This is a genomic window from Xenorhabdus yunnanensis (genome assembly GCF_028598805.1).
Classification (GTDB): Bacteria; Pseudomonadota; Gammaproteobacteria; order Enterobacterales; family Enterobacteriaceae; genus Xenorhabdus; species Xenorhabdus yunnanensis.
Genome location: NZ_JAQRFI010000110.1, coordinates 1 through 3,804 on the forward strand (window position 1 = coordinate 1; position 3,804 = coordinate 3,804).

Sequence of the window (3,804 nt, forward strand, 5' to 3'; positions counted from 1 at the left end):
CAAGGCACCACAGAGCAGCGCCTCGACCCAGCGGTTCTTGCGTTCCACGCCGTCATAAATCAGGCGACCGTAGCAAATTAATGCAGCTAAAACAGAGCCGGATATCTGCGGTCACGAGTTTTTTAAGCCGTTCAGCAGTTCGGCCCATAAATCTGGGTTCTCTTTCATCTTCATATTCCACCCCATCTGAACAATGGGCGTCCGTGGGGTGAACGATGGTCGCCCCTGTTAGTGAGTATTTGTTTGGTCTAATTTGAAAAACTTAACGCCTTGAGTGTTATCTTCTGCTGAAATGGCCGTTTTTATTCTTTTCAGGGCAATGCGGGAAATCAATTCGGGTATTGACTCCCTAGTGCAATACGCTGTTGCAGCCGCATTCTTTGAAATAGGCTCGGGCAATTGAACCAATATAAACTTTCTTCTACCGCCATCTTTCTTATTTTGTTTCAACACCGCATGACCCGTAGAACCACTTCCGGCAAAAAAGTCAAGAATGATATCTTCCCTGTCCGTGACCTGCATTAAGTGCTCAATTAAGCCTGTCGGCTTTGGATAATCAAACACAGATGAACCGAGCAGGGCTTCAACCTCTTTACTTCCTTGCTTCGTGGTAAAACCGATTATGATGGTTTTTGGATGTTCGGTGCCCCGCTTTTTAACATACTGAAGAATACCATTAGGTTTGAAGAAGAACTCAACAATCTGCTGGCCTTTAGAATCAAAAGTGTCATTTCCTGACAGCCAGTTTTCGATTTGGCGCTTCATTGTCCAGCCCGCTTTTAACGTGACCTCGCTAGCCAAAACCCCATTCTTACATTCAAATGCTTATTGCCCGGTCAGAAATCAGGCTATCATCCCCCTTATAAACAATGTGGGGTAACTGAGTTCTGTCTTTTGCATAAGCCAGAATATATTCATGTTCCCGGGTAAAAATGGATGCGGAGGTTCTCCCGCTCTTCCAGATAAATCTTTCAACAAAATTATCTTCACCGAATATTTCATTGCACACATTGGATAAATTAACCACTTCATGGTCATCTATCGATATAAATATCATTCCCTCATCAGATAATAAATTTCTGGCTAATTTCAATCTGGGATAAAGCATATTCAGCCAATTGCCACGGAAATTATCTTTATAAACAAAATCATTACCCGTATTGTAAGGAGGGTCGATATAAATCATCTTTATCTTTTTGTGATAAGACTTTTGCAGCAACTTAAGCACTTCAAGGTTGTCGCCTTCAATAAACAGGTTTTCGGTAGTATCCCAATTAACACTCTCTTCCTTGCATGGACGTAGCGTACCTGTTGATAGAGTTTGGGCAATTTGACGCGCGCGGGTTTTACCATGCCAAGTGAAGTTATAGCGCTCATCTGAGTCATCAACGACTTCACCCAGCACCGCTCTTAAGGCGTCAAAGTCAATTTTTCCTTCCGAAAATACCTCTGGGAAAAGCTGTTTAAGTTGCTCGATATTTTCTTGGGTGATATCCGCGCTCTTGGACTCAGGGTAATCCAGAGTGATTTTTTCAATTGTCATCAGAGGAATAGCCTGTAATAAAAAAGGCCACGCCATGCGCAGCCTTGAATTTGAACCAGTCGGTTTGGCCGACAGGTTGGGTTATCTATGGTGATCGAAGTGTTGACCGCATCACCCAAAAAAAATCTAAGATATTGATTTAACAGTGATATAAGGTGCTGTCCGACCATGATCGTTATCCGATTTAACCGAACTACCAAATATCTTTTGGTAGTTGGATTGTAAATTCAAAGCTTTACTCACCCTATAATTTTTAATAATCAACTTCATTTATCTTTTATTAATTCTTTATCCGAAGTAAATCGGTTCTGGTTTTAATTCCGTTTAGCTGGGTATCTATATAATGCCTCATATTACGCCAGAGTTATTTTAATTCTGTTGTGAGAATACTTTAAAGCTTATTTATATTGAGGATCTTCTTATGAATCGATTTGCAAGAGTTCTGTTTAGCCTTGTATTGGTATCACTCTCTTTTTCGGGGCACAGCTTTCAAGCATCAGATACGGCGGCAAACACGCATCAAATCTCACTCACTAAAGTGGGCTGGTTGAGCTGGTTTGGTGATTCAAGTGATCTTAAGCACTTTTACAAATCAATCAAGGATGCACCAAACTATCCGAAAGGGTTTAGAGCAGCCCAAAACGGACTAACTAAACATCTTATTAAAAATAGAGAATTATTGCCGGAGCTAAGAGCGAGAGCACCCGGAAAATGGTATAAAGTGTATAAAAATGGATATAATGCCTCTAATCAAAAAGTGTCTATTCATTATTTTGAACATCAAAGTGGTCTAGCATTTAATGTAAAAGTTTATAAAAAATGGAGTATGAAAAGAGGTAGAACATGAAACTTTGTTATAGCATTGAAAAGAAACACGCAGGCAAATTTATTAGCTTTTTAGTCTTAGGGTTGCTGCACTCTGTTGATAAAAAAATAATATCTATTGATGAGGCAGAAGGGTTTATATTTATGCCTGATGTTTACGATTTATTAAAAAAAATAAAAGCGCCCAATGAATTAGTTAATATTATTGAATTAGGGTGTGAACTTGATGGCGTGGCCGCCTTAATACCTCACAGGTTGCAAGCTAATATTAATGAGTTGATAGAAAAAACGTTATCAGTCATCAAAAATAGCGAAGAAATTGGAATAGCAGTAGAGAAAGAAATCAAGATAGTAGGTAAAGGGAGAAGGTAATTACCCTGTACCAGCTTAAATACAATGTGACAGTCACCCATTTTATTTATCAATTTCAAAGCGGGTGACTGTCATCTTTTTAAATCTGAGTCTTAGGCATAAAAAACCCCGCCGAGGCGAGGTCTGATAATTCAATAAGCTCTGTGACATTGCTATCACTCTTATCACAATAGCAGCATTTTTACGATCGTAAAGCTATTTTCAAAAATTACTGCATAATTGGTGTGAATTAATGTTCATTGGCTCTTTTTGGACGCATTTATCCATTTCTAATGGGATATCTAACATCATCAGCATCCCCTCAATCATTCCCTCAGCTTTTTGTAACCTCTTCCCGATATGCGTGTCAGAGCAATGATGCTCACGCGCTAATTGCATGAACGTTTTACCGAATACGTAATAGTCGAACAACAAATCATGAGCCTCGCTATTTTTCTGGTTCAGCTTTGCCATGCAGTTGGAAATGATGATGGCGTCGTCATCACAACACTGCGGGCGGGATTTAATTCTGTTAGGTATCAACCCCTTGAACCCTGCGGCAATCGAAGGCCAGTTAACCATCTCACGATTATCCGCCGCCCACGCTCCCCAGCGTTCCAGTACCATCTGAATATCACGCATCAGCACATTCCCCCACCAGATTAAGAATAATCCTGTCGGTCAGCTCACGATCATGGAACCGTTCTTCTTCCAGTACCCACTTGCAGACATCTATCGCTTCCTGACGGTTTACGGGCTGAATGGTGGCCAGTTTCTCTTCAAGGTAATCTTCCCGGTCACAGACATAGTAACGCTCATCGCCGAACCCGTTCGGGTCGAGTTCTTTGGCGGCCACATTGCGCATCTGATATAACCAATCCCAATACAAAAACTCACGAACGACATCAGACAAGGTATGCGGTTCGGGAAGTTGTTCAGCAAAGCCTTTCGCCGCTGCTTTGCGTAATTTCTCAGTTTCAGTAACACGATCACCACGCATACAGCCTTCTGCCAGCTCTTTTTCGTTCCAGTAGTAGCCCGCCTCATAGATTTCTGCCAACTCCCCCACCAGCATTAATTTTTCC

Annotated in this window: 4 protein-coding genes and 3 pseudogenes; 2 read left to right on the forward strand and 5 right to left on the reverse strand. The window is 41.2% G+C overall.

The features are described 5' to 3' along the window. From PSI23_RS20600 to PSI23_RS20610, 3 genes and pseudogenes are all read right to left on the reverse strand, one after another. Window positions 1–174 (reverse strand): annotated as a pseudogene (locus tag PSI23_RS20600) (phage holin family protein); the annotation flags it as partial. 54 nt (window positions 175–228) lie between these two features. Then, window positions 229–765 (reverse strand): DNA methyltransferase, encoded by a 537-nt coding sequence (locus PSI23_RS20605; RefSeq protein WP_273556827.1) that lies wholly within the window; start codon window positions 763–765, stop codon window positions 229–231. A 121-nt stretch (window positions 766–886) separates the two neighbouring features. Further along, window positions 887–1,537 (reverse strand): annotated as a pseudogene (locus PSI23_RS20610) (site-specific DNA-methyltransferase); the annotation flags it as partial. Between the two features lie 427 nt (window positions 1,538–1,964). Here PSI23_RS20610 and PSI23_RS20615 point away from each other — a divergent pair. Then, the gene (locus PSI23_RS20615) at window positions 1,965–2,390 is read left to right on the forward strand and encodes a hypothetical protein (protein ID WP_273556828.1); all 426 of its coding nucleotides are present in this window, start codon (window positions 1,965–1,967) and stop codon (window positions 2,388–2,390) included. After that, window positions 2,387–2,740, forward strand: coding sequence for a DUF3969 family protein (locus tag PSI23_RS20620; RefSeq protein ID WP_273556829.1), 354 nt, complete (start codon window positions 2,387–2,389; stop codon window positions 2,738–2,740). The genes PSI23_RS20615 and PSI23_RS20620 overlap by 4 nt, the downstream gene beginning before the upstream one ends. A gap of 201 nt (window positions 2,741–2,941) precedes the next feature. Here the strand turns inward: PSI23_RS20620 and PSI23_RS20625 are convergent, their stop codons facing one another. Both PSI23_RS20625 and PSI23_RS20630 read right to left on the reverse strand, forming a co-directional pair. Further along, window positions 2,942–3,361, reverse strand: coding sequence for an antiterminator Q family protein (locus tag PSI23_RS20625; RefSeq protein ID WP_273556830.1), 420 nt, complete (start codon window positions 3,359–3,361; stop codon window positions 2,942–2,944). Further along, window positions 3,354–3,804: pseudogene (locus tag PSI23_RS20630) on the reverse strand (helix-turn-helix domain-containing protein); the annotation flags it as partial. The pseudogene PSI23_RS20630 and the gene PSI23_RS20625, both read right to left, overlap by 8 nt.

What these genes read in the sequence shown, in the direction of transcription:
- PSI23_RS20605 (WP_273556827.1), bottom strand. Translation starts at nt 765, where the DNA reads ATGAAGCGCCAAATCGAAAACTGGCTGTCAGGAAATGACACTTTTGAT.
- PSI23_RS20615 (WP_273556828.1), top strand. Translation starts at nt 1,965, where the DNA reads ATGAATCGATTTGCAAGAGTTCTGTTTAGCCTTGTATTGGTATCACTC.
- PSI23_RS20620 (WP_273556829.1), top strand. Translation starts at nt 2,387, where the DNA reads ATGAAACTTTGTTATAGCATTGAAAAGAAACACGCAGGCAAATTTATT.
- PSI23_RS20625 (WP_273556830.1), bottom strand. Translation starts at nt 3,361, where the DNA reads ATGCGTGATATTCAGATGGTACTGGAACGCTGGGGAGCGTGGGCGGCG.